Below are 1,368 nucleotides of genomic sequence, written 5' to 3'. Positions count from 1 at the left end.
TTCCAATCCGTGCCGAAAGGCGACGGTAGAAGGCACCATCGGCCGTGTCGCTCCGGCCGTGTCGCTCCGGCCGATGGTCGTGGCGGCCAGCCGTAATAAGGCCGCAGCCCGACTTGATGATCGCCGCGTCTTTGACGATAGCAACTTACCGCCAGAGATCTTGTTGCCCGGCGCAAGACAAAGCCAGGAGGTAAAGTGCTTTGCCGTTTTCCAAGCACGTAGATCCGTTCCGCATTCAGCGACCATCTTCAAAGCCAGTGACGGGCCCAGGCCATGGATCTGCGTCAGGTCGGTTCCGAGCACCCCGTACAGAGCGGCCCTGATATCGAATGCCGGTGCGTTGACCTGCCGACCTTTGATACGGGCCTTTGGCAGCGGTGGCAAATCTTCGCCGCCTTTGAACTTCAGGCTGGCGACTGCCGCTTCGGGTTCGAAGTCGCATTCGGCAATCTTGGCTTTGTAGAAGTCGTAAAGATCTAGCGACTGCGTCAGAGCGAAGACATGCTCTGCCCGATCATTCCCCACCAGCGCTGCGCGTATTGTCTCGGGCGAGGATTTGCACCGGATATCGCGATAAGCGGCCAGCACGTCCGGATCGCGCTCTCCTTCGACAATGGCGCGGATGATCTTCATGCCGGTCGCGCCGGTGATATCCGAGACCACGTGATGGAGCTGTAGGTTCATCTCCATCAGGGCCTTTTGCATATGCTGGATATGGGCGGCGGCATATTCTGTCAGCCGCTCGCGTTGGCGCATATAGGCACGCAGCGTGGCAATCTGCGCGTCAGGGCGCAAGCGACCACGCAATAGACCATAGGAATGCAGCTGGCGCAGCCAACCGGCATCACTGACATCGGTTTTGCGGCCGGGCACGTTCTTGGCATAGCGGGCGTTCACCAGGATCACCTTGAAGCCGTGCGCTTCCAGTATCTCGAATGCCGGTATCCAGTACACACCCGTCGACTCCATTGCCACGCTGGTGACGCCGCAGTCGGCTAACCAGTCTGCCAAGGCATGCAGATCCTGGGTGAAGGTGCCAAAGGCGCGCACGGGCATGTCACATCGGGACGGATTCACCGCCGCCATGTGCATGGTCGATCCGATGTCGATCGCTGCTGCATCAGGATTGACCATCTTCAGGTCCGGGTGGCCACCGGTATTGGGTTTAGACATGACAGATCCTCCGTTCAGGGCGAAGGGCGTGGGCCATGCAAGTTCGTCATCTGCCTAACCGGGATCGCCACAACCGCGACGTCACCACTCTCAAGTGCGCATCAGCCCATGTGCCACGTTTTTTAACGGGGTCCAGCCCACCAATAAGCCATCGGCAACTGCCCTTCGGCGTCAGTGTAGCACAGGCTGTTTCTA

Annotated in this window: 1 protein-coding gene; it reads right to left on the bottom strand. The window is 59.4% G+C overall.

Annotated features, from left to right (window positions below):
* The coding region (locus AQS8620_RS16730; RefSeq protein ID WP_234990533.1) for an IS110 family RNA-guided transposase at window positions 1-1,173 on the bottom strand (1,173 nt) is incomplete at its 3' end.
* Window positions 1,174-1,368: the final 195 nt, after the last annotated feature.

Origin of the sequence: Aquimixticola soesokkakensis, from assembly GCF_900172375.1 — a bacterium.
GTDB lineage: Bacteria > Pseudomonadota > Alphaproteobacteria > Rhodobacterales > Rhodobacteraceae > Aquimixticola > Aquimixticola soesokkakensis.
Note: the sequence above shows the minus strand (reverse complement) of the source record. Positions and strands in the feature narration are given on the sequence as shown.